The sequence below is a fragment of the Haloquadratum walsbyi J07HQW2 genome (genome assembly GCF_000415985.1).
Taxonomy (GTDB): Archaea; Halobacteriota; Halobacteria; order Halobacteriales; family Haloferacaceae; genus Haloquadratum; species Haloquadratum walsbyi_B.
Window position 1 is genome coordinate 1,536,510 of the sequence record NZ_KE356561.1, and the last position, 24,757, is coordinate 1,561,266.

The window sequence follows — 24,757 nt, forward strand, 5'->3', positions numbered from 1 at the left end:
TTGGATCAGTAACTCATGGTCAGGTCTGAATCTGCAATTCGGATTCATCAACAAAGCTGGTATAATTGTATCATCGTAATTTCGATTTTGTTACTGTCAAAAAGATGATTATTCGAGCATATGGGATAATATGAATGATGCAACCGCATATATACTTAAATTGTTGTAATAATAGTTAGTAATGACAGAAATGGTTGATCTGACCATGTGATTGCTTATTCTAAGCCTGCTAGTGAATGTTGTCTATCGATATGTTAGACACTAACCGTTCGGAATCGTATTCTATTCATTATAATAGGTGAATAGTTGTTTTTTTGCTTGCTTGTCCCACTCGGTTCTTGAGAGAGCTAGGGAAGGACATGAGAGTCAGAATCAAAACATAACCATGATGATAAATTATTGATTCCAGTTACATACGGTACATGCGAATCGAATACAGATGGAATCTATATCTCAGTCGTCGTCCTCAATAGATTGAGCGGGTCCTTGTGAACCTACGTTGGTTTGTTGGCTTCGAATTTCTTCGTCACGGCGTTTGAGTTGTTTATTCTGTTCAAACATCTCGCTTCGACCAGAGTAGTACTCTGTGTCATATATTGAGAGTCTCTCACCAGACGGTGGGTCTCCGAATCTCATTCCAATAATAAACCCTACAATTCCAAACAGCAGACCCCAGAGTCCATATCCGAGTCCTGATGATGCGATTAAGGATGGCTCCCATCCGTTTAATCCAGCTTGTTGGAGTCCAAAGAACACGAATGTTGATACCCCGCCGAATATGATACCAAGATAAACTGCTAGCGTCGTTGTTCGATCAGAAAATGCAGCAAAGACGGCAATTGCAGTCGTCGCAGTCAGTAAGGCAGTTGAGAAGAAGTAAATGTCAAATAAGCCTGGGAAGACAAATGCCCACGCTAGTGCTGAGATGATGAATACACCAACCAGAAGCCGACCAATTATCAGTTTCTGTTTGCCAGAGACGTCATACCGTTCATAGACGAGTGGATCAAGAACATCTCTTGAGATATTCATTGCACAGACGTTCACGTACGTATCAACGGATGAGAGTGCCATTCCCATCAATGAGAGGATGAGGACGCCACCGATAATTGGGCTTCCAAATAGTTCAGTGATAAGAGATGTAAAGATGAAGTATCCGAATGTACCGACCTCGGAAGCTACCTCACCGTTAATTGGCGGGAATATGACTAACGTTGCAATCCCAATCAGCGTTGGGAGTAAAACAACGATGCCGACATTGAATGCAAGATTCCAGTACATACCCTTTTGCGCTTCATTAACGTTCTTTGCGCTCATCACACGTTGCCATGCCCCCTGGAGTACGACGAATCCAGGTGTGTAGATGATAATTGAAAGCAGCATATATCCAAGACCCGGGGAATCCCAGTCAAAGAATCCATCAGCAAATGCTGGAGGATTTTGATTAATTTGTCCGATAATATTTCCGAATCCACCAGCGATTGATGCTGCTTCTGAAAGGGCACCCACAGTCAGAGCAATTAGAAGACCCGATGCAAGTACAAATTGAATCAGATCTGTCCGAAGGACCGATCGAAAGCCACCCAGTATAACATATACTCCAAAAACAACGCTGACGACAACTGCCAGCAGTTCAGGACTCGTTTCAAGCGGAACTGACAATGCTGTACTGAGAACGAAGACTTCAGCAGCGAGCCAAGAAAGGAATACAAAGCTCTGGATAGGACCTAACAGCGTCTGTACGGCTTGTGAGTACCGAAACCGAAGAATCTCTGGAATCGATGTTCCAGGGAATCGTCGAAATAGTTTCGGGACGAATACGAGTCCAACCGTACAGAGAACCCATGGTATTGTGAAAATCCAGATAGCACCGAGCCCAAATATATACCACAGATACATCTGCCATGTCATCCACCCAATCAATAACCATCCGGCTGCTAATGAGGCAGCAATCCACCAGCCTGGGAGTGATCCAGTCCCAATCCAGTAGTCAAATGCTCGTTCATCATTATCGTCTACCCCGCGCAAGCCTGCGAACTGTACAACACCAACACCAAGTAATGTTACAAAAAATCCACCGGCAAATAGCCAGTAGGTAACAGCATTTGACATGCTATATATAATACATCTCTCGTAATGAATAACGGTTCCGTATTATGATTATATCTATATATGCAGCTAGATTTGTCAATAGAAGAGTAGTTTCAATTAAGGATAAAATTACCCATATTAGCAATCAGAATGGATTTACTTAATGTAATAGCTCTTAATATCAATAATCTAATTACCATCTTAGCTAATCACTTGACATCAAAACACATATTTTGTGCATTGTTTAGTTATCTATATATCATTTGTGTCCGGTCTAAAATGGCTTCCAACTTGCAGAGCTAAGATCAGAGGAAATCGCTTTCACCGTTACACTCACTGAAATCAGTGCCAATAAGATCGAAATTAAAAATAGTATATAATCATTTGATTGACTGCCTGTCGTGACAGCAACTCAGCTGACTGGCGGTATCACTGTTTAATTTTTATGAATAGTAGATAATTACCGCAATGATATGTTACTCATATCGGAGCCGAATGATTGTTGTCGCGTTCGATCTAATTGTAAATTTACAAAGAACAATCATTTATTAGCATATGAGTCAAGCCGTCTAACTATTATTGATTTGAACTACCTGACTTGCATCAAGAAATCATATACACTTCGGTGTGGCTTACAACATCGATTACCGCTTATCACGGGCACAGACCACACTACGGTGAACGAGATATCCGAGACGAATATGTCAGTTGAATCGAATCGTCGGCATAGTTCCTTACGAGTGACGAGTAGACACTCCCGTTGCTCGGAAAAGAATTCCGTCAATAGATATTGTTTAATCAGGTCTATAAATAGGTAACTGAGGTATGTATTGATTGGGATATAAATAAGAAAATACTCCACTTCAGCATTTGAGTATGAACAAAAAGCAAACGAACGTTTGCTCAACGATAGATTTGGGATATGGTAGAGTAACTGTCTCTTCCGAGAATTTACATTGCGCCGCCCATGCCACCCATACCACCCATGCCGCCCATGCCGCCGGCACCGCCTGGACCACCAGGACCGCCTGCAGGTCCGTCATCGTCGTCATCGGTACCGCCACCCTTCAGATCACCAGCAGCAATGACGTCATCAATACGAAGAATCATTACAGCTGCCTCAGTTGCCGACTCAATTGCCTGTGTCTTCACACGAAGCGGCTCAACAACACCGTCTTCCTCCATATCAATGACCTCGCCGGTGTATGCATTAAGACCAGATGTGATCCCGCCTTCATCATGTGTCTTTCGTAGGTCAACAAGCGAGTCAATTGGATCGAGTCCAGCATTTTCTGCGAGTGTGCGTGGAATGACATCGAGCGCTTCAGCGAACGCCTCAACAGCAAGTTGTTCGCGACCACCAACGGAGTCAGCAAACTCTCGAAGATGGAGTGATAGCTCAGTCTCAGAGGCACCGCCGCCAGGCAGTACTTGTCCGTACTCAAGTGTCGTTCGAACAACACCGAGAGAATCATCGATAGCACGCTCAAGCTCGTCAACAACATGCTCGGTTCCTCCTCGGAGAATGAGTGTTACTGATCTTGCATCATCAACATCCTCAACGAAGAGTCGCTCGTCGCCACCAATATCTTTCTGTGCAACAGAACCGGCGTACCCAAGATCATCAGCCTCAATATCGTCAACTGAACCGACAATGGTACCGTCTGTTGCTCGGGCTAGACTATCAAGATCTGAGGATTTGGCTCGTCGAACTGCGAGGATACCTTCTTCAGCAAGATAATGCTGTGCCATATCGTCAATTCCGTCGCCGGCGAAGACAACATCGGCGCCAGCATCAACGAACTGATCAACCATTTCTCGTAGCTGTGCTTCCTCTTGATCAAGGAATTCTTGGAGTTGATCTGGATCGGTTACGTTAACTTCTGCATCAATCTCTGTCTCTCGAACCTCAAGAGCACCGTCAAAGAGCGCAATGTTGGCGTCCTCAGCCATGTATGGCATATTCTCATGCACACGCTCTTTATCTACAATAACGCCTTCAACAAGCTCGGAGTTGCTAATAGACCCGCCGACGACTTTCTCAATCGAAACATTATCTATGTCGATTGAATCATCATCAGCAACAGAAAGCACAGAATCAACGACTAACTCTGATAGTAGGTCTCGTGAAGATTCAGCACCTTTTCCTGTCATTGCAGTTTCAGCAATTTCTAACAGGGTGTCATAATCCTCCTCAGAGACTTCAATTGCATCCTGATCAAGTTGTTCTTTGGCTTTCTCAGCTGCCTGTCGGAATCCTTGTGCGATCGTTGTTGCATGGACATCCTGATCAATAAGTTCCTCAGCCTGATCAAGAAGCTCACCGGCAATAACCACAGCACTCGTTGTTCCATCGCCCACCTCATCTTCTTGTGTCTCAGACACCTCAACGATCATATTCGCCGCTGGGTGGTCAATATCCATCTCTTTAAGAATGGTTACACCATCGTTTGTTACAACGACATCACCACCGGAGTCGACAAGCATCTTGTCCATGCCTTTTGGACCGAGTGTTGTCCGAACAGACTCCGCGACGGCTTTACCCGCCGAGATGTTCATCGATTGTGCGTCTTTACCCTGCGTACGCTGGGAATCATCTCCCAAAATAATCATCGGTTGACCCTGCTGCATTCGCTGAGACATAATCAATCAATGATTGTTTGTGATTCTATAAAAATCTCACGCTCTCGGAATTGAATGACGACGAACAGGTATCACAACGTGCTATTAGTTACCATAGGACCGTCGTTTATATACTAATCTGCGATGATACGGTATAGCTATCGCCAGTGGTTTAATCCGCAATGAGTAAAATTGACGATATTATTCGGCTCGGGTGCAACTTCGGGACTTTGCTAGGAGGTCATCAATAGAATGATTGATGTTAGTGGGTTCGTAGAAATGAAATCCCACATTCAAAATGACACGGTATCAGACCCAGTGGGAAGTTGATGGAAACCCGATAGTTACTATTTATCCAGATTGCTGCACATTGAACCCGCGTGTCAACTCATTATGTTTCCGTTCAAGATACGCATACACAGTTCCATGTGGAGCGCCGTCAAGGAGCATTCCAGTTGCACGTCGAACTGCTTCAACCTCCTCAGGTTGACCAATAACACCGAGTGTTGTTCCTTTAATGACGACCTCTGCACCGGTGAGTTCCTCCATCAACTCTCTTGTTCGACCATTCTCACCGATTAATCGACCTTTCTGTCGTTGAAGATCATTTTTATTTCGGGTATGTGCATCTATATCAATCAGTTCGAATGTTCGCATTTCATCATCAAGAATGGAGAGTGCAACCGTTGGTGTGAATCCACGACCAATGGCGCGTACAATGTCGGGTGCGAGCATTCCACGTACAGGGTCACCAACATCGTCAATCGCGACTGAACCCGTCTCAGAATCAATATCAAGTCGGACTTCAGCCTGCCGTTCAATCTCACGCATCGTCTCCCCACCCTCACCAATGAGTACACCAATTCGGTCCTGAGGGACCTTTACGTGCTTCATATAATTGATATCCGATGCCGAAGTTTAAATGATTCGAGCGAGTCCATAGAAGCATTTGCGTTTGTGTATGATTATCATTGCTGGTGGTGTGTTGAGTAATCTCCGTCGTGGTCACTTTTTGAGAGTAACTGTGTCTTCGTATGCGATCACATAAACCGATTCAGATGACAAGCCTTAATTACATAACTGCAATATATTTCATTGAAGCCCGGGTGGTGTAGTGGCCGATCATATGACCCTGTCACGGTCGTGACGCGGGTTCAAATCCCGCCTCGGGCGCTCAACTTTTTCGACATCATCTCTGCATAATAATAGATATACAGTGATATATATTCAAGATATGTTATCACGACATTCGTCTTTGTTTCCACATAGGTTGCTGTACCTTCCAGCAGGCTAGCATGTCTACAGTACGATACCACCGAGTGTTTGACCAACTCCAACACCAGTGAGTGAAATGATGAGTGTTACTGTTATATTGATACCAACTCGTAAGTAATTGCCCTCCTCGATAGTGTCGGCGAGACTCACAGCATGTGATGAAAATGTCGTGAACGCACCACAAACACCAGTCCCAAAGATTGCAATCGCAGAGGCAGTAAGCGGCATTGCAAGGACTGCGCCAAGTGCAGCACTCCCAATAATGTTGACAGCGATTATGCTACGATGTCCAGTAGTAACTGTTCTATCGACACCAAACCTACAAATTGCACCAAGGCTGCCACCGACACCGACAAGTACCGGTGTTGGGAGCGTTTTAATAAATTCGACGCTGAGTAATGATACATTCCAAACCGAAATTAACTGAATCATAAAAGTCGTCTCCCGACGATTAACCCACATATTGCCGCGATAATTCCGAAGAGATAGTTTGCACCAATGTTGATAACGCCAATCATCGGGCTAGCCGTTGCTGTTTGCACTGCGAATGTGCTGTATGTGGTAAATGATGAAAGAATGCCTGTCATGAGGAATAATCGTATACGAGATGTTTGAACTGTTGTGGTTGCCACAGCGAGAACGAATGTACCAATCATATTGACCACCAGTGTTCCGCCGACACCGGGGAGAATGCCCGAGATCAAATATCGACTTATTGCTCCAATGATCCCGCCGGCGCCAACGAGCAACGGTGCAGTTTGTCGTCGCATTAAAACTATTCAAATAGTAGGGTATTCAGCTATTTCGGTTTATATGAATAAGGAGACATAATTATATTCACAATTGTGACCGTAACTGTGGCTGTAATCAATTCAAACCTACCATGACCACAGAGGTAATTAGTATCAAGATGGCTGGAGCTTGTCACTGATCCGTAGACTGGCACCACCGTGTGACGTATCTCGCTTTCGAACCCAAAAATGACGAACAGCCTCAGCAATATCGTCGATAATAAGTGCCTCACCGAGACGATTCGGGATTATTGAGGCGAGGTCAACACCCAAATAAACTGGACCCGAGGCGGCAAGCGCACGAACGTCTGACCCAGCAGTCAAGCAATGAATAATCCGAATGTCGGACTGGGATGCGGCAACGGCTGGAAGCGCACCTGGTCGCTGGGGCGCAATAACAGTTGATACGCCGGATGCGCGCCTACGAGTGAGCAATGTTTTGAGTGTATCAGCAGCAATACCATCGAAACAAACAGCCACGGGAGTGTATCAGTCTGTTCGGACAGGCGTACAGTATATAGCTCCCCCTACAATGCTACCAACAAGTACGTTCATCGCTGCATCCCAAAATTACGACAGTCAAAGATAGTCGCCGTATTTCCAGAAAGTGTTTTGACATCGATTCCTGCGGGTGAAAAACCTCCCATGTTATTTCCCGTCGAAGTCGATTCAACAGGCCGCGTCGGACATGACCATCGACCGCCAAATCAACGGTATAATTAATCATCGCCGCAAGCGTTTCGACAACGGCTGCCGCATCCCAAATCAACGTCCCAGGAGGACTATCAGGATCTGCACCCAAGAGCGCCAGTGGGCGGGTGGAACGGGATTATATTGTATCTTCGGTGCTCTCTCAATATGTGCTGGTGCCGGATCACCATCTGAATCCTCGATTATATCATCAAAAACGCCCATCGGGTCAATGACAACCGGCGTGATACCGTGTGGTTCAACCTGCCTCTTCAATTAGCACACCGAGTGTGTAGGAATTTCCATATCCGCGTTTACCGATAATAGGAGCTGTATGCGGTTAGTCAAAATCAATACCAACAGGGGCACCTACGCTTCCATGCCGTGTATGATATGTTCCGAGATGACCGATTGGTCCAATAGTAGTGTGAGCATCCTCTTGACCAATAACATCGAAAAATATTTTCACATGTGCATTCTGTCTCTGTGGTCCTGTATGAATATCTGGACGAGCGTTTATCCGATGAAAGGTGACCATCAGCGGTATGTTTGGAAAATATTCGTCTTTTTATTGATGATGGTCGCGGGATCGAGAGACTTCCAATCAGACTTGTCATTGGGCTTGTTGTATGGGTCGCAACACTGAGCGTTATGTTTAATATATTCTCAGAGGTGTAAGGACCTGATGCGACCGAACTTGATTTTCAACCGTCTGAAGAGGTATTACCTCCAAAAGACCACACAGTTGGGTTAACTGTTATCGAACCAGATGGGGCGCCTGTAGAAGCAGCCACAGTCATTATCAAAGCTAGAAGTGCTCAAACCGATAGTATGGTGACTGCGACAACTGGACCTGATGGATCTGCAAGTGTTAACATTAGTCCTGAGATTCGTGTAAATCAACAAACTGGCACATTACACATCAATATTAAATCGCCAACGAACGGTTCGTACGTTGATCGACGAGCTAATACAGATATTCTGATCATCGGTGAATAATATTCGGGGACGTGTTTCCATACTAATCATTGAAATTAGAGAGATGTCAATAAATAACTGTTAATTTCTTCAATTCGTGAAATAAGAGTTTTTTTATTACAATTCATAGCCAAGTTAGAACGGATTTATGCTATATCGCCAGAGTAGGTGTAAGGGTCGCATTGTACAGTCGTTATCGTTCAGGCTCAACTGGGGCATCAAATTCGCCACGAATGAGTGGTTGGGCAATATGTCGACGAGCACACGGAGGAACTTCATACCATTTGAGCGATAGCACGCGGTCAAGTGATTTTTCAGCTTGGTCTGACGATGAGGTACCACAGTCGCGACACCGATATCCTTGATTCCGACCAGCACTCTTCATTGTCCGATTACACTCAGAGCAGATTGGCGTTCTCTTAGTTGTCCTGACAAGTGATCGAGCGGCGAATTTCTCTAATTTGAGCGTTCCATCAGATACCTCCCCACAGGCAGTAATGACATCACCGATACGAAGTCTGCGGACCCATTTGCGGAAGCGCTTTGTCGGCTCAAATGCAACGCATTCGACAGTTGATGTTGTATTTTGACCAGGAATATCAAGATCTGTCGGTGTTGTTTGTGAACGGTGTATATCCGCTGACATAGTGTTTTTTTTGCTAACCGCCTCCTCAGTATGATCATTTACTTTCATTTTCGCGAGAGGGACGAATACATGTCCTCCTCGGCGTGTTTCTGGATCCGAAGTTATAGTGCCAGTGACACGGTATGCACGGCCGTCTTGTAATGAGCCAATCGTGCCTGGACGCAGGTGAATATCAGTGCCTTGATTCGTTATGAATGTCGACGACCGTTCAATCGGTTCGCTATCAATTTCTGCAGCAACGGTCTTGATCGCTGTAATGTCGTCACCGCGGATGCCATAGAGAATTGGTCCTGGTGCACTCGGGACGCAGACAGCCTCACCTTCTTCACGGTCGACCGTATCCCACACCACTGGATACTGGTCTCTGGCAGCCTCAAAAATTGACGTTTCGTCCACATCGCGGGAGGTCCCACAGCGATCAAACTCACGGTAGGCAATATGCTCAGCTGTCCACTCTGTCAGAGCAGCCCACGCCCCGACGGCAGCGAGTGCCCCAATTCGTCCACGACCGCCATCCCATTCTTGATGATGATACCCAGCCTGCTCGATAATATCGACTGCATCGGTTATCGTATGAAATTCGCGAATCGCCTTCCAGCAGAACTCAACAACTGAATCAATAACTGAGTCTGGGTCAGCATTATTAGCAATAACTAATCCAGGACTTGTCTGTGGATCATCATTAATGGCAAATGACTCGATGAGTCGTGTCGATATATCAGCCGCTGTTGGTGGGTCAACGTTGGTATGAAGTGCGATTGCTGCGTTCCCTCGAGTTTTATGTTCGACGGATGGATTTAGCCGAATCAGAAGACGGCGGTCGACAGTGCTACCAGTATTTTCAATTGCCGTCGCAATCCGCGTTGCGAGATATGTCGTGCACATCCCATGGTCACGAGAGTCAGTATCATCGATACCGATGATCGTCATTATATGATGTATCTAACTGTCAGATTAACCACTGTCGATTGGATAGCCTGAGAAAGTATGGATAATATTCCTAATCGTATGTCATCATAGAGAGACTAGCAGCTATAAGATAGAATCCAAACCAATCTATGAAGGCGATAATTACTCATTCATAAAAATACTGAATTCAGTCATTAGCAGACGACATTTTTCACTGATATACCACAGTAGATAATAGTAATATGATCAATACGACTCGAATTAAGCGACAGCGGCGTGTTTCATGTGCACAACACATATATACGCTGAATGACCTATTTAAACTATGTCTCGGTCCGCACTAGTTGGAAACATTACGGCGATGTTAGAGGACGCCGGGTTTCTGGTGAGCGACCGGTGTGCGATTCGTCCGAAGAGCTTTGATATTGCCGCACGTCGAGGTGAAGATCTTGTATTGTTGAAGATCCTCGGAAATGTTGATGCGCTTGATAAAATGACAGGCGCAGAGATGCGTCGTCTTGGTGCATATCTGGATGCAACACCACTTGTAATTGGGGTTCGGACACGTGATGAGGATCTTAAGCCGAATGTTGTCTACTTTAGACATGGGGTTCCAGTGTTGAGCCCCGATACTGCGATGGATCTCTTTGTTGAGGGTGTACCGCCATTGATTTATGCAGCACCTGGAGGATTATATGTTAATATCGACGGGGACCTTCTCGCGGATGAACGTGAGGAGCGTGGGTGGAGTCTGGGACGTCTAGCAACTGAACTCGGAGTATCACGACGAACTGTCTCAAAATACGAAGATGGGATGAATGCAAGTATTGAGATTGCAATCCAACTTGAAGAGGTGTTTGATGAGCCATTTTCGAGTCCGCTTGAAGTAATGGAAGGTGCAGAATCAGTCCGTGATTCTGAGCCAACACCTGATGATCCGGATCCTGATGCCAATGATGAGCATGTTGTACACGTTCTTACTCGTGCCGGCTTTACAGTCCACCCAACTGCTCGAGCCCCATTCAAGGCTGTTGGAGAAGATGACGACCATCGTCATGGGGTAATGTCACTGCTCACAGGTCACTCTTCATTCACAAAAAGTGCGAAAAAGCGGGCACGAATTATGTCCTCGTTGGGTGAGGTTACGCAGACACGTGCTGTATATTTCACTGAAACTGATGCAAAGCAGGATGCGGTCAAAGGAACTGCGCTTGTTAGTTGTGCAGAACTCACTAATATTGAGGATCCAGCGGCAATTCGTGATCTCATTCGTGAACGATCACAAAAGCCAACTGAAGCGTAATAAATAGTAGATATTGTCAGATGACGAATAATGGTCATTTCTGAGCATAGTATTAATACGGATACTATGTCGTCACCTGCCAGATCATACGATCTACGGTAAAAATATTTTATTTTATTTTACAAGTCAGTAAGAATATTTAGTTTACCGATATCGATGATGTGGCGATATCAATACCGGTAAGATTAGTTTCCGTATGTCTTCTCAAGATAGGCAACGATATCATCGCTTTCTGGCATTCCTGAGACATCGTTCGCCTCATCAACAAGCACAGGAACTCCGGTTTGACCGCTAACTGACTCAACTTCTGTTCGCTCACTATGTGATCGCGGAACTGAAATAGAATCATATTCTAATCCGAGTTCATCGATCTTATCGATTACCTTTGCGCAGTATGGACAACCGCCAAGTTCGTACAGCGTAAGATCAGACATCACCAATAATAGTACATAGACGAGTAAGAATCTAGTGGGTTTGTGCGGATCAACATCCTCCCGCCGATAAAAAGGTAGGGGCTTTCACTCACTAGTGCCGTACTGTCGGGAAATACTGAGTTAGATTCGGCTTTTTCATCTAAATTATACTGACAACAGCATAAGAGCCGTTTTCTGGGGTGACGGATCGTTTCAAACACATTATTGATTATTTTCGCCGCATTTTGTATGAGAGTACTGAGGTTATACTAACTAATTTGTCTCCTCAAATCGCTCAACGACATCAGCGAAAGCAACCGTTTCTTTGACAGATGTAATCTCGATGGCGACGCGGTCGCCCTCTGTTGCATCAGGAACGATAACGACGAACCCCCGTTCAACCCGGGTGAGACCATCACCGTAGTCACCGGTATCTTCGATGGTAACAATTCGCTGTTCACCTTCATCAACTGGCGGGTCCGGTCGATCCGTCTCGGTGTCAGGCGCGCTGTCTGGGTTTGTTTCTGTAGGCGATGAGATAGATGATTGTGCAGTGGATGATGATATTGATACATCTTCACCTGCGGGGCTATCGGACTGTATCGCAATATCACTTTCCGATGTTGTAGAGTCAGCATACCCAGTGGTGGTAGTTTTACTCTGGTCAGTCTCCGTCAGTGACTCCGAGAGAAGTGCTACCTGGTATGTCGTCTCAGTATCGATATCGCCGAGTGAAATCTCGTTTGTTGGGATTTCAATGACTGACTGTCCGTCGCTTTCCTGTACTTCTGCAGAAAATAAACACTCAAGTTGACCTTCAATATCCATTCATTGACCTCACGCGTCCGTCTGTCGTCGCAAACATTGAGCTAATATTCGATATATCATATCAGATGTAGTCATCTCAATAATATTATGATGGATATACCGTATAAAAGTTCTGTACCGTGGTGTCCCCAATTAATGATATTATCTCTAAGTGACTTCATGCGCACGCTGTCTTGCATTGTTGATGAATCTCATAGACAGGCATATGAGATGGTAATTGAGACAGATATCGATTCATTCGGTATATCAGTATTACGTAATATCTTCTACAGCATGACTTTCATCCGGTGACAATTGGCAGTCCATCATCATCTTACCGAAATTTGGAGTCTTTTGAGCTGCATAAATAATGAATATATGTTGTCATAACGTGGCGAAATAATGTATTTTTCAGCTGTATATGTGTAAAATTCGGTTAATATCTTATGATAGAAATTAGCGAAAATAGATTATGATTGCAATCAACTCATACATACTGATAGTATCGCTCAGATTATTCGATGTGAGTTTCCACTGTCAGGATAACTGCGGTACATTGATGATATGATATGGCACTGAGAATCGACAAGACAGTATGACCAAACATTCTAACAGCGTCGAAACACTCAATGCATAGTATTTAAGCGTATGTATATGAATGGTTTTCAGATAATGACAAAAACATACTTAAATCAGAGAACAGATTTCAGATTCAGATTACTACAAATCAACAGGGTACCGTAATGAAGGATGGTGAGCTTGATTCAGTTGATAAGAAGATTCTTTATTACCTCCAACGGGATGCTCGTGGGGTCTCCTCTCGTGATATCGGCGAAGAACTCGGGTTATCGCCTAGCACGATCAGGACGCGATTGAATAAACTTGAGGAAAGTGGAATCGTCCGAGGGTATTACATCGATATTGATTATGATTTAGCTGGATATCCACTGTATACAAAAATCATCTGCACGGCACCTGTTCCTGAACGGGATATGCTCGCAAACCACGCTCGTGACATCCATGGCGTGACAGCGGTTCGTGAGATCATGACAGGGAAGCGAAATATATACGTGAATGCGATTGGGCAATCTCATGATGATCTAAATCGCATTGCAGGTGAGATTGATGAACTTGGACTGGATATTGTCGATGAACAGTTAATTCGTGATGAATATGTTTGTCCATACCACGGTTTTCTTGAACCTGGAGATGTCGAATCAGCCGACACTAACGATGCTGAACACGATGCTGAGAGTAGTGTCGATATTAATACTGATGCTAAGTAACAACCGATGACACGGATCAGTGTGGACTGTCGGTTAGTTGATCATACGGTAGTCATCTAGCGGTGTAATGTCGATAATATAATTATCAACTATTGATTTAACCTCAACTAGCGTCTCTTCAGATGAGCTAGAAAGTGCATCAACTGGGTAACGTAGCAATATGTTGTTAAGTTATACCTTTGCTACATCGGATTATGAGTTAGTCGCATGATGAAATCATCACGCGTGAGTCCGAGCTAATTAGTGGGATCTTTAATCATCAGCGACCGCCCCACTTTCGGCGGTATTACTTGCTGGTGAGGATACGGTTGGCTCATTCTCAGCCACCCACCGCAGTAATAAGAACGAGAACGCATACTTCGCAAGGATATCAAGTGCGGAATAGCCCCAAGATGTGAGTCCGACCGAAGTCGTCAGGGCAAATCCCTCAACTCCAATAGCCCAGACAGCAGGGTATCCAATCCATAAAACAACTGTTAGTAGGCGGAGCGTTGAGAAGATGTCGTCAGTGCCTGCTGAAGCAGCTGAGACTGGCCATTCGAACAGTAGCGCAAATAGTACAACAACAAAGAATGTACAGCTAATAATATAAAATGCCCAGCGGAACAGATATGATGAAGTAATGAGTGCAGCACCAAGTCCAGTGACGCACATTCCGATATCAGCAGCAATCACGGTGAATAAGCTCCCGCGATCTACGTCTGCGAGCACTCCAAGTGCCAGCAGAATCATTGGCGTTGAAAGCGCCCATGTGAGATATCGCCCCCACTGACTCGTAACTTCCTGACCGGCAAGTGCATGACCGGCTGGCATTTCAATAAATCCGACTGTAAGTCCGGACGCCAATCCAAGGTAGCTTGAGATTGAAACAAGTGGGATCATCAATGTTGCACCCCAGATAAATTTGGCACGCCCGCTGGTAATATTTCGACCCATATATACAAATAGGAGAATCGACAATCCAGCGAGAGCGATATTTACCCACAGTGAGGAACTTAATAATACATCGTTTTGTATCTGTGAGAACACATCTGATTGCGTAAGTTGCAATACAACACTATCTAACTGTTCGGGACCAATCAGCGACATACAGCATGGATTCGCACTTCGGGCATATAAATGCTGAGACATAACGAGATATTTAGGACGAAAAAGTATCGCTTCGTCAAAATGACTAGGTGATTTGGGTATCTAAATAACTGCACAATTAATCGATAACCTGCTGATAATGGTTCTGAGATTCCCCGCATGCGATCATAGGTAGACTCAGACTTTGACCCCCGAATACTAAAACCATCAGCACTATTTGCGACTACTCAGATACGGCATCAATTCGATGGTAGAATTAGCTGTGTTGATAGTTTTGAATGCTACCTTCGATGACTCAGAAAAGGTATTCATGAGTAAGAATCGAGAATTTCTGGTGTTTGTTTGTGTCCTCTACATTGCATTAACTTCTTGATGAGATATTCCAGCTTTTAAAATCTTGAAAATATCTGATAGTTATACAAGTAATATAATTCACTCGTCATTTTCAAGTTCCATCGTTGCAACAATTTCATACGGATCTGCATCATTCCGAATTTGATCGAGCAGCATGAATGCGTCCTGTGGTGAGAGAAAATGACGACAAACAGCTCGTCCAAGCGGGGTTGGATCGAGTCCTTCAATAAATTCCCACTGTAGAAGTTTTCCAACAGCGCGTTTTGTCGGCACTTCCCCAATCATACGCTCATTGACTTGTTTTGCATGCTTGCCAGCAACAACAACATTCGCAAGCGTCTCCTCAGCAGCAGCAGACTCATCGTATATTGTCATTACGTCTTCCATCTCGCCTTTCAACAATGTGAACGCAACCTCATCCTCGGTTCGGTCCATTGAGTTGTGATACGCCCCATCGGGTTCAACGAGTAAGTACACCGTTCCTTCATCATGATAGTCTGGGCGACCAGCACGTCCAAGCATTTGCTCAAACTCTTGTACAGAAAGCCATTCGATACCCATCGCCAGTGAATCAAACACTACCTGTGAGGCTGGAAAGTCAACACCAGCTGCAAGAGCTGCAGTCGTGACAACAGCAGCAAGGTCCTGATTCCCAAAGTCCTGTTCGACGCGTTCTCGTTGGGTATAATCTAATCCAGCATGGTACGGAGCTGATGAGTATGAGAGTTTTCGTGAAATCTCATGACACCGGCGTCGTGAGTTAGTAAAAATAATTGTTTGCCCGCGATAGCCTTTTGATGATCTTGTATCAAACTCACGGCGAACGAGTTTATTTGTAATATCAACTTTTTCACGCGCGTCAGCAAATGTTACATGACGATCGATTGGGATTGGGCGTTCTTCAAATTCAATTAATTTTGCCTGAAGACGTTCGGCAAGCGTTTCAGGGTTCCCAACAGTTGCGGAGAGATAGATTGATTGTGCGCCATCATATCCACTATGTCGAGTGGCACGGGTTGCACAGTAATATCTAAGTCGGCTGATAAGTCCATCAAGTCGGTGACCGCGTTCGCCTTCTTTGAGAGTATGAACCTCATCGATGACAATCGTGCCAATATCTCCGAGATCTTTATTCGTTCGAAGCGCATGATCGATGCCCTCATATGTTCCGACAATGACATCTGCGTCCGGATCAAATCGATTATCCTCATCAGCAATACGTGAGGCACCGACCCGAATTGTTACATCAAGTAAATCTCCATATCGCTCAGTAAAGTCCTCGTATTTTTGATTTGCAAGAGCGACTAACGGTACCAGAAATAGTAGTTTTCCGTTCTCAGTGAGAATACGGTCCACCCCAGCAAGTTCACCGATAAGTGTCTTTCCAGTCGCCGTTGCGCTTACGACAAGTTGATCATCACCATCGAAGAGACCATTATTGACGGAAAGAGATTGTACTGGAAGAAGCGTATCAAACCGTTCCTCAAGCAGTGGCTGTAGTTCGGGATGAAGATCAAGAGTTGTTGTTTCAACAAGGTCAACTTCATCAGTCGTTGCACTAACTGTATCAAATCGAGTAAGATCAGGGTCAAGACCGCCTGAGAGAAGGTCAGTGATTCGATCGAGATCTTGTGTTTCTATGAGAAGTTCTTCAAGCCTTTTTTGTGCGGCTCCAGTCAGACGACCCGTGCCTGTTGAGAAATCAAGTTCACGTTCCAGTTCACGCTTCGCACAGTCAGGACAGATATACTCTCGGTCAGTCGCAATTGCAGTATCATCAGTAATTGGCGAATATCGACCATTTGATGCACAATAACGGCATGTGCGCACTACAAGCGCATCAAGTTGATATCCATCAAGTAACTCGGAGAGTGCTGTTCGTTTTGTAGGTGACGTTTGTTGTGAAATCCGAATGCGAGAAGCCTCTCGAGCAATATCGACGAAGCTGCTCGGATCCTGCGGCTCTTCATTATCGCCATGTTTGACTCGGAATTTTGCTGGACGAGGACCAGCATTTGTCTGTTTTAACTCAAGTGTTCCTTGAAAAACGCGCCCACCATCACGTCTAACGACGACGAGGAAATCCTCTCCTATCTCGTGGAGGAATAGGGTGTCGACGCGACTAACCTGTCGAGACACATCATAATTATGTCGACGGGGTATTTTAGCTGTTCGTCTGATATCGCCATACAAGATGAACATCAATGCAAAAATATGAGTGACGTAGCCACATCCCAGGATGTTGAATGTACTAAATATGCGGTCGGAGTGTAATTTATTATTTTTGCTTTTAGTGATTAATAATTCTCCGTGATTTATTGACTATCTGAAACGCTCTAAGATCAAATCTTGAGACAGTTGTCCCGCTGTGCGTAGATCACCTAGGATTAAGCACTAATATACTGTCAGTCAATTATCGGTACCAACTGCTAAGACCTAGCACAGACAATGCACCCATATGCGAGGTATCCGAATCGGCAGCGCGTTCGGCATTCCAATCAAACTTGATATCACATTTTTACTTATTCTTCCGTTGTTTGCCTGGCTCATCGGTAACGATATTGCACAGCTTACTGGTATTGTGAATGATGTTTTCGGGTCGACGATTAGTGCTGACCCACTCACCACCGGCTTGACACAGTGGATTCTTGGCACTGCAACAGCTATCGGATTGTTTATTTGTGTGCTTTTACACGAATTTGGTCACTCGCTGGTTGCGATGTATTATGGATATACGATTGATTCAATCACATTGTGGCTTTTCGGGGGAGTAGCAAGCTTCACCGAGATGCCTGAGCGTTGGCAGCAGTCGCTTATTATTGCCATTGCAGGGCCGATTGTGAGTGTCGGGGTTGGAATCATCTCATATATTGGGTTTATTATATTACCACTGACAGCATCACTCGAGCCAGCAAAGTTTGTGATTGGGTACCTCGCGCTAACAAATGTAATGCTGGCTGTGTTCAATATGCTACCTGGGTTCCCTCTTGACGGTGGCCGTGTGCTCAGGGCGTTACTAGCGCGGACTCGATCACATGCACGTGCTACACAAATTGCTGCAGAGGTAGGCAAAGTATTTGCATTTTTACTTGGTATTGTTGGATTGTTTGCAAATTTGTTTCTCGTTGCACTTGCATTTTTCATATACATTGGTGCGTCCTCAGAGGCACAGCAGACAGTTATGAAAGCTGCCTTCGATGGGGTCACTGTCAGTGATATCATGACTGAGCAATCTGATCTTGATATTGTTGACCAGAACGTATCAGTCGCAACGTTGCTTGAGCGGATGTTTACTGAACGGCATACTGGCTATCCTGTCGTTGATAATGGTGTTCTTATTGGTGTTGTAACGCTAGACGATGCACGCTCAGTCGATGAAGTCGAGCGCGAAGCATATCGTGTTGATGACGTGATGACGCCTGATGTGACGACAATCGATCCGAGTGCAGATGCAATGGATGCGATGCAACGGATGCAAGAAAATGATATTGGTCGGCTGCCGGTTATCGAAGATGACGAGCTCGTTGGACTCATTTCTCGATCAGATCTCATGACTGCTTTCACTATTATCAAATCGCGAGGGTCAAAGACGGCATTGACCGAGCGTGATTCAACATCATTTCCAAGTCCACGGTGAACAACAGCCGTAGATAAGCGTGCTAGTGACTCAAACTACCATCGCCAAAGCAACACGATGTGACGTAGACTTCGACATTAGTCTCAGATAACTCATAAATCGACATACGACACCGGATATCTATTCGTGGCTCTGACATGGTCTTTGAGCATATGTTTAGTTCACTTCGTCAGCAGCACTGGGAACTGACCGTAGAAAGCAATGAAAGCAAAAAAAGTAACTCCGGGTGCGAGAGTCGAACCTGCGTCTCAGCATCCACAGGGTCGGGATACAGTATGATAGTTCTCGCAGTTGAATCCAGTGTCGTGCAGCGGGTTTTCCGTGTTGTGGTAATTGACAGAGAGGACTATGTTTAAACAAGCCTACCGGTTCTAATACCCAGGTTAATAGAAAAGTATGACTGCTTGGGTGGATCAGAAATATAATCGCTGGTTGGTCTCTAAAACAGAAGAAGACGGTCTCCTTCGATGTTCTCAGTGCCGTCTGAGTTCAAAACAGTCATATCTCCTGTATGCATTCTCTCATCGAATTACATAGATTTTAATTTCGTCAGATCCTCAGCATCGATTTGTGTGATCTGTTCTGTTTCATTCGCTATTGAGTCACGAGACTAATTCGTCTCCCCTTCCGTGTCTGTCTCGGTATTGTTTCTGTGTGTCTCATTCACTGTGTACCAAGATAGAGCTCCTGTGCCTCATCAGACTCTAAAAGTTCTGTTCCGGCTCCTCGCATCTTCGTCTTGCCGAGGTCTAACACGACACCCCTATCTGATTCCTCAAGAGCGCGTCTCGCATTCTGTTCAACCATTAAAACGGCTGTTTCTGATTGTCTATTTATTTCAACAATCTTCTTAAATACATCATCAACAAGTTGTGGGGCAAGACCGGCGGAGGGTTCATCTAGGATGAGAAGATCTGGGTCAAGTATGAGTGCAGCACCCATTGCAACCATCTGCTGTTGTCCTCCTGAGAGAGTTCGAGCTTTTTGTTGTGGTCGTTCCTCAAGAACCGAAAATCGCTTATATACTTCTGTGACCCGGTCGTCGAACGTATCATCGGTGGAATCAAGCGCCCATGCACCCATCTTAAGATTCTCAAGAATCGTCAGATTCGGGAAGACGTTGTCAACTTGTGGAACATAACAAATTCCGTTGTATATCTTCTCCTCAGGTGGGACATTCGTTACATCAATGTCGTCAAGAAAGATTTTTCCTGTCTTGATATCGGTGAGACCGACGATGCTTTTCAGCAATGTTGATTTTCCGGCACCGTTAGGACCAATAATGGTCACCATTTCGTTTTGCTCGATAGATAAATCGACATCTTGGATAACGGTGAAATCTCCGTATCCACTCTTTAACCCTGAGACATCAAGTAACGTCATATTGCTCCACCTCCAAGGTACGCTTCAAGCAACTCCTCATCCTGCTGTACCTCATCAGGATTCCCAACAGTCAGGATCTGTCCATTATGCATACCAATGACCGTATCGGAAATCGACATAATCGTCTGAATATCATGCTCAACGATCAGAAATGTCATTTCCTGATTGTTACGAAGCGACATTATTCTATCTAGCAGATGGTCTGTAAGATCGGGATTTACTCCCGCCATAGGCTCATCGAGTAAGAGCAAATCCGGATCCGACATCAACGACCGACCAAGTTCGAGTAACTTACGTTGTCCGCCTGAGAGATTTCCTGCATATTCATCACGGAGATCCCACAGTTCGATATACTTGAGTAGTTCTTCTGCTCGTTGCTGATGAGTTTGTTCGAAGTCACTGACCCCTCGTGGCTCTGTGAGAAGCGATATCACGCTCTCACCCGGATTATTTTGTGCTCCAAGAAGCATATTATCCATGACAGTCATTCCGGCTAGTTCACGGGTCAGTTGGAATGTTCGAATTAGACCACGCTCTGCACGTTGCTCAGGTCGAAGGTCTGTGATATCGGCTCCATTAAACTGAATTGATCCGTCATCGACTTTATAAAACCCACTCATCAGATTGAATAATGTCGACTTTCCAGCACCATTTGGACCAATAAGTCCAGTGACCTCTCCGGACTCAACACTTACAGAGACATCATCAACAGCAACCAACCCACCAAATGTCTTTGTCACGTTTTCAGCCTGAAGAATCGGTGTTCGACTCATCGCGTTGCCTCTCCAAATAACCCATTTGGACGGGTCAAAAGTCCAATTATCAATATGAGCAATGCAAATGCTGGCGTATATTCACTCGGAATGAAGATAATACTCAGATTCTGTCCGATACCCAAGGCGTACCCTCCGACAACGGCACCAACTGGATCACCAATCCCTCCAAGGATAACAGCTGCAAAAATGGGAATCAGGAATAAGAATCCCATCGTCGGAGTGATATTTGAGTCGATCCCGAGCATCGTCCCTGCAATACCCGCAATAACCCCACCGATGAGTGAGACATAAATGACTAATCGTTTTGTGTTGATTCCTCGAATCCGGGCTAAATCTGTGTCATCTGATGCTGCCCGCATCGCGATTCCAATTCGGGTCTTATTGAGTATCAAGAAGACAAGTGCGAGAATGAGTACACTCAGTGTGACGATGACGATTTGTGCTGGTAAGACCCGAATACCAAGGACAACTGGTGCCTCCCCGCTAATCTCATAGAAATATGTACTCCCACCATAGACAACTCGTATCAAGTTACGTAACATAAACGCCACGCCAATTGAGACAACAAGCAAAACAACCGGGTCGCGGTCTGAGAACTGCTTGAAAACAACGCGATCGGTGATGACAGCGATTACTCCCGCACCAATCGCGCCAAGAGTAATCGCGAGAATGAATGGAACGTCAGCCCACTTTGCGCCGAGGGCAATATACGCTCCCCATGCTAGGTACTCACCGTATGCGAGATTGATAAAATTAAGAAGACCAAATAAAAGGGTCAATCCTAACGCTGCAAGCGCGATGAGACTTCCAAGCACAACCCCATTCCAGAGTAGTTGTGGATCGAATGCAACCATATTAGTTTTCCTCCATACCAGCAAGCGCACGTTCTTTGTTGCCTAATAGTCCCTCTGGTCGGTAATATAGAATAAGCACGAGCAATGCACCGATAATGATGAGCCGGATATACGGAAGCTTGCTGCCCAGAGGAACATCACTCGGAATAAACCTCGTGGCTTGTCGAATGAGAGTAATGAGTGTCATGCCGGTGATTGCACCGAGATAACTGCCGGCGCCCCCAATGATGACCGCAGCCCAAATAGAGAACGTGAGGTCGGGTGTGAACATCGTCGGTTGTAATGCGAATATAAAGTGTGCCCACAACGACCCAGCAAGCCCCGCAACGGCGGCACCGAGTCCAAATGATTTGAGCTTGAACTGCATGGTATTACGTCCAAGTGCTTTTGGGACATCCTCATCCTCGCGGATCGCATGAAGCACTCGCCCGAATGGACTATTTGCAAGGTAACGAAAGGTGAGATAACACGCGATGAGAACGACTAGCACAAACAGAAAGTAATAGACTCCATATGGGAGCATGCTTGGAAGTGTCCCCTCAAGTGGGCGTGGGATATTTTTCAGTGTTTGCTGACCACTTGTGAGCCATCCCTCATTTGAAATCCCAAGTCGAAGGATCTCAGCTCCTGCAAGGGTTACAATGGCAAGATAGTCACCGTCTAATCGGACGCTTGTGGCACCGATGAGCACACCTGCTACTCCAGCAAGGATTGTTGCAGTTATCATACCAACAACAATCGGGAAGTCGAAACCGATGATCCGGTTGGCAAGTAAGCCGGAACCGGAACCGGAGGCTGGTGTCGTCAAAATTGCAGACGTATATGCACCGATCGCAAAAAATCCCGCGTGAGCAAAATTCAATAAGCCAGTATCGCCCCAGTGCATGTTCATCCCGATAGCCAGGATCGAATATATGCCTGCGATATTAGCAACAAGGACAAGAAGTTGAAGCGAAATAACTCCCATTTTTATCTTACACCTACAGGGGTTGTACAACTATGTTGGATATGTGTTACTATGTTCATGATCCGCTGGATAAATACAAATTAGATATCAATACAGGCGATCCCTCGGTGGGATTAGTAGACTTCCTGTAGTGTTGATGCTTCGTATGTCGTCACTGGGTTCCACTCGCCATCCTGCGCTTGAACAACATTAAATGGTCCAACGACATTTCCATTCTCATCAAAGTTTTGTGGGTTTGATGCTCCGGTGTAATTTATTTCATCGCCGTTAGCCAGTGCTTCCTTCCCCTCCGCAAAGGTTGTCACCTCTGTGCCTGGTGGTGTTGCGACCTTTGGCAGATGCTCTGGGATGACACTTCGGGATACCTCTCCGGCTGACTGGAACGCCAATGCAAATAGATTCGCAGCATCATAGGCTGCTGCAGAGAATGTCCCTGGTGGTTCGCCGTGCATTTCCTCAAAGGATGCAACGAACTGGTCATTTGCGGGACCTGCAGCGGGTGCTTGTCCAATCATTCCCTCCATGACCTCAGCACCAGCCGTTTCAATGAATCCTGGTGTGAGGACGTCATTTCCAAGTGCGAGATTAAATTCCTCCTTTGCACCTAACTCATCGTAATTTTTCATGAATAATCCACTCACCTCGGTCGCAGCAGTCATCTGAACGAAATCGACGTCCATCTGCTGAAGTTCTTGAATCTGGCTTCGGTAATCACTCGCATTTATTGGAAGCGGAACCTCGCCAACGATTGATCCACCAAGAGATTTGAAGGCTTCTCCAACCGATGCGGAGAAACTCTGTGAGCCCTTGTCGTTCTTGTACGCGAGTGCCATTTTTTCATGTCCAAGGTCTTCATATGCGTACTTGCCTGCGGCAGCCCCACCGACAGCGTCGCTCGGAACTGAGCGCCACAACCACTCACCTCCGGTGTCATCAAGTTGGATGGTCCCTGCCATGACGGTATTGACTGGCACTTCGTTGTTTTGTATTGGCTGAATAAGATTCGGCATGACGGAACTTGACGGACCGATTATTGCCGGAACACCTGCTGAATCAAGTGTCTGAAGACCGCTCAATGCCTGTTGTGGATCGGTGGCTGAGTCCTGTTCGTTCGCCTCAAGAGACATTCCACCGAGAATCCCAGCTTCCTCTATTTCAGAAAACGCAAGATTATATGCTGGTTTTGTGTTCGATGCAATCCAGTCAAATCCACCAGTGAACGGTTGCAAAGCACCGATGGTGAGTGTTCCGTCATCACCACCCATCGTTCCGCCGTCACTAGCCTCGGTGTCGGTATCAGTGTTCGTATCATCACTGCCACCACCGTCACCATTACTGCTCCCACTGCACCCTGCGAGAAGCACTGTTCCTGCTGTGCCAAGTCCCTTCAGGTATGTTCGTCGATTGGCTATGCGCTGTGTTTTGTTTTCATTTTCGCTTGACATACTACATAACATTCATGATTTAAGGTTATACTTTGTGGTTTGCGTCTTCAAATATAACTCAAATAACATTCTCTTTTAATGTTATTCATGAGCTTACATCTCGGGCAGTTCCTGCGTGCTATCGTAGCCGTATTGATTATACAAGATTGTATCAAATATACGATACATTTTAGATTAAACCGACAGTACACCTCGACAGCTATTATCGAGTTTCCAGAGACGCTTTTGAGAGCAAACTCTAAGTATAGACTGTGTCGATCCCAGACCAGCAGAACATTCAAATTCTCTGTGTTAATACTAATTCACGGTTCACTCAGTATTCGTACTATGGATGTGGCGTCTCCGTTTTCTGTCTGGGGTCTGTGATCCTGGTCGTGTTCTGTCATGTGGTATGTGTTATATTGATCGTTGGGTTGTGGGGGGCTGTTTAGGACCTGTCTG

Annotated in this window: 21 protein-coding genes and 1 tRNA gene; 5 read left to right on the top strand and 17 right to left on the bottom strand. The window is 45.4% G+C overall.

Translation table 11 applies throughout. The features are described 5' to 3' along the window. Window positions 1-453 precede the first annotated feature (453 nt). From J07HQW2_RS07145 to J07HQW2_RS07155, 3 genes are all read right to left on the bottom strand, one after another. Window positions 454-2,112, bottom strand: coding sequence for a sodium:solute symporter family protein (locus J07HQW2_RS07145; RefSeq protein ID WP_021054754.1), 1,659 nt, complete (start codon window positions 2,110-2,112; stop codon window positions 454-456). A 930-nt stretch (window positions 2,113-3,042) separates the two neighbouring features. Next, window positions 3,043-4,704 carry a thermosome subunit alpha gene (thsA, locus tag J07HQW2_RS07150; RefSeq protein ID WP_048075539.1) on the bottom strand — a complete coding sequence of 554 codons (1,662 nt, stop codon included), beginning with the start codon at window positions 4,702-4,704 and terminating at the stop codon, window positions 3,043-3,045. A gap of 360 nt (window positions 4,705-5,064) precedes the next feature. Then, window positions 5,065-5,607, bottom strand: a complete 543-nt coding sequence (locus J07HQW2_RS07155) for a KH domain-containing protein (protein ID WP_021054756.1) — start codon at window positions 5,605-5,607, stop codon at window positions 5,065-5,067. Between the two features lie 206 nt (window positions 5,608-5,813). Here J07HQW2_RS07155 and J07HQW2_RS07160 point away from each other — a divergent pair. After that, window positions 5,814-5,886: transfer RNA gene (locus J07HQW2_RS07160), tRNA-Asp, on the top strand. A 126-nt stretch (window positions 5,887-6,012) separates the two neighbouring features. On the opposite strand, the gene J07HQW2_RS07165 is transcribed toward J07HQW2_RS07160, so the two are convergent. The 4 genes from J07HQW2_RS07165 to J07HQW2_RS18100 form a co-directional block, all read right to left on the bottom strand. Next, window positions 6,013-6,420, bottom strand: coding sequence for a fluoride efflux transporter FluC (locus tag J07HQW2_RS07165; RefSeq protein ID WP_048075188.1), 408 nt, complete (start codon window positions 6,418-6,420; stop codon window positions 6,013-6,015). Further along, window positions 6,417-6,758 carry a fluoride efflux transporter FluC gene (locus J07HQW2_RS07170; RefSeq protein WP_021054758.1) on the bottom strand — a complete coding sequence of 114 codons (342 nt, stop codon included), beginning with the start codon at window positions 6,756-6,758 and terminating at the stop codon, window positions 6,417-6,419. The genes J07HQW2_RS07165 and J07HQW2_RS07170 overlap by 4 nt, the downstream gene beginning before the upstream one ends. A gap of 135 nt (window positions 6,759-6,893) precedes the next feature. Beyond that, on the bottom strand, window positions 6,894-7,259 hold the full coding sequence (locus tag J07HQW2_RS18095; RefSeq protein WP_021054759.1) for an ATP-binding protein: 366 nt from the start codon (window positions 7,257-7,259) through the stop codon (window positions 6,894-6,896). 550 nt (window positions 7,260-7,809) lie between these two features. Next, complete coding sequence (locus J07HQW2_RS18100) at window positions 7,810-8,007, bottom strand: hypothetical protein (protein ID WP_021054760.1); 198 nt, start codon at window positions 8,005-8,007, stop codon at window positions 7,810-7,812. Window positions 8,008-8,300: 293 nt separating this feature from the next. Between J07HQW2_RS18100 and J07HQW2_RS18105 the strand changes: the two genes are divergently transcribed. Beyond that, window positions 8,301-8,468 (top strand): hypothetical protein, encoded by a 168-nt coding sequence (locus tag J07HQW2_RS18105; RefSeq protein WP_021054761.1) that lies wholly within the window; start codon window positions 8,301-8,303, stop codon window positions 8,466-8,468. Window positions 8,469-8,640: 172 nt separating this feature from the next. Here the strand turns inward: J07HQW2_RS18105 and J07HQW2_RS07185 are convergent, their stop codons facing one another. After that, entirely contained in the window at window positions 8,641-10,023 is a 1,383-nt protein-coding gene (locus tag J07HQW2_RS07185; RefSeq protein WP_021054762.1) for a tRNA(Ile)(2)-agmatinylcytidine synthase, read from the bottom strand. Between the two features lie 304 nt (window positions 10,024-10,327). Here J07HQW2_RS07185 and J07HQW2_RS07190 point away from each other — a divergent pair, with 304 nt between their 5' ends. Beyond that, window positions 10,328-11,305, top strand: coding sequence for a transcriptional regulator (locus J07HQW2_RS07190; protein WP_021054763.1), 978 nt, complete (start codon window positions 10,328-10,330; stop codon window positions 11,303-11,305). A 185-nt stretch (window positions 11,306-11,490) separates the two neighbouring features. Here J07HQW2_RS07190 and J07HQW2_RS07195 read toward each other — a convergent pair whose 3' ends face one another. Continuing rightward, window positions 11,491-11,739 (bottom strand): glutathione S-transferase N-terminal domain-containing protein, encoded by a 249-nt coding sequence (locus J07HQW2_RS07195; protein ID WP_021054764.1) that lies wholly within the window; start codon window positions 11,737-11,739, stop codon window positions 11,491-11,493. A 252-nt stretch (window positions 11,740-11,991) separates the two neighbouring features. Then, window positions 11,992-12,546, bottom strand: a complete 555-nt coding sequence (locus J07HQW2_RS07200; RefSeq protein WP_021054765.1) for a TRAM domain-containing protein — start codon at window positions 12,544-12,546, stop codon at window positions 11,992-11,994. 722 nt (window positions 12,547-13,268) lie between these two features. Between J07HQW2_RS07200 and J07HQW2_RS07205 the strand changes: the two genes are divergently transcribed. After that, window positions 13,269-13,811, top strand: coding sequence for an Lrp/AsnC family transcriptional regulator (locus tag J07HQW2_RS07205; RefSeq protein WP_021054767.1), 543 nt, complete (start codon window positions 13,269-13,271; stop codon window positions 13,809-13,811). 252 nt (window positions 13,812-14,063) lie between these two features. Here J07HQW2_RS07205 and J07HQW2_RS07210 read toward each other — a convergent pair whose 3' ends face one another. Further along, window positions 14,064-14,900: a bacteriorhodopsin gene (locus J07HQW2_RS07210; RefSeq protein WP_048075189.1), complete on the bottom strand. Its 837-nt coding sequence runs from the start codon at window positions 14,898-14,900 to the stop codon at window positions 14,064-14,066. A 432-nt stretch (window positions 14,901-15,332) separates the two neighbouring features. Next, a complete protein-coding gene (locus J07HQW2_RS07215) occupies window positions 15,333-17,393 on the bottom strand; it encodes a DEAD/DEAH box helicase (protein ID WP_048075540.1) in 2,061 nt (686 codons plus the stop codon). 319 nt (window positions 17,394-17,712) lie between these two features. Between J07HQW2_RS07215 and J07HQW2_RS07220 the strand changes: the two genes are divergently transcribed. Beyond that, entirely contained in the window at window positions 17,713-18,891 is a 1,179-nt protein-coding gene (locus J07HQW2_RS07220) for a CBS domain-containing protein (protein ID WP_021054771.1), read from the top strand. A 663-nt stretch (window positions 18,892-19,554) separates the two neighbouring features. On the opposite strand, the gene J07HQW2_RS07225 is transcribed toward J07HQW2_RS07220, so the two are convergent. The 5 genes from J07HQW2_RS07225 to J07HQW2_RS07245 form a co-directional block, all read right to left on the bottom strand. After that, window positions 19,555-20,274 carry an ABC transporter ATP-binding protein gene (locus J07HQW2_RS07225; protein ID WP_021054773.1) on the bottom strand — a complete coding sequence of 240 codons (720 nt, stop codon included), beginning with the start codon at window positions 20,272-20,274 and terminating at the stop codon, window positions 19,555-19,557. Then, window positions 20,271-21,047 (bottom strand): ABC transporter ATP-binding protein, encoded by a 777-nt coding sequence (locus J07HQW2_RS07230; protein ID WP_021054774.1) that lies wholly within the window; start codon window positions 21,045-21,047, stop codon window positions 20,271-20,273. The genes J07HQW2_RS07225 and J07HQW2_RS07230 overlap by 4 nt, the downstream gene beginning before the upstream one ends. Beyond that, the gene (locus tag J07HQW2_RS07235; RefSeq protein WP_021054775.1) at window positions 21,044-21,904 is read right to left on the bottom strand and encodes a branched-chain amino acid ABC transporter permease; all 861 of its coding nucleotides are present in this window, start codon (window positions 21,902-21,904) and stop codon (window positions 21,044-21,046) included. Before J07HQW2_RS07235 ends, J07HQW2_RS07230 begins: the two co-directional genes overlap by 4 nt. A 1-nt stretch (window position 21,905) precedes the next feature. Beyond that, window positions 21,906-22,871 (bottom strand): branched-chain amino acid ABC transporter permease, encoded by a 966-nt coding sequence (locus J07HQW2_RS07240; protein ID WP_021054776.1) that lies wholly within the window; start codon window positions 22,869-22,871, stop codon window positions 21,906-21,908. A gap of 113 nt (window positions 22,872-22,984) precedes the next feature. Then, the gene (locus tag J07HQW2_RS07245) at window positions 22,985-24,316 is read right to left on the bottom strand and encodes an ABC transporter substrate-binding protein (protein WP_021054777.1); all 1,332 of its coding nucleotides are present in this window, start codon (window positions 24,314-24,316) and stop codon (window positions 22,985-22,987) included. Window positions 24,317-24,757 lie beyond the last annotated feature (441 nt).